Origin of the sequence: Pseudomonas sp. 30_B, from assembly GCF_017491605.1 — a bacterium.
Lineage (GTDB): Bacteria > Pseudomonadota > Gammaproteobacteria > Pseudomonadales > Pseudomonadaceae > Pseudomonas.
The window spans coordinates 1-255 of the sequence record NZ_JAFGYY010000443.1; the positions used below are offsets into that span (position 1 = coordinate 1).

Annotated in this window: 1 protein-coding gene; it reads right to left on the bottom strand. The window is 65.9% G+C overall.

The window, feature by feature from the left end:
* Positions 1-255, bottom strand: a 255-nt coding sequence (locus tag J5M67_RS29035) for an Ig-like domain-containing protein (RefSeq protein ID WP_243434954.1), incomplete at both ends; no start/stop codon positions are given.

Below are 255 nucleotides of genomic sequence, written 5' to 3' on the forward strand. Positions count from 1 at the left end.
TCGGACGGTCGTCGTCGGTGGTGTCGCCATTGTGCAGCGGACCGGTCTGGTTACCCACGTCGTCGAGCACGAGCAGGTCGGTCACGTTGGCCGGCTTGCTGGTGTCGACGCTGAAGTTCCAGACACCAGTCGGCTCGCTGACCTGGCCTACGGTGTTGGTCGCGGTCGCGGTGACGTTGTGCAGGCCATCGGCCAGAGCGCTGGTGGTGATTTCCCACTTGCCGTTGGCATCGGCCTGGCCGCTGCCGATCAGGG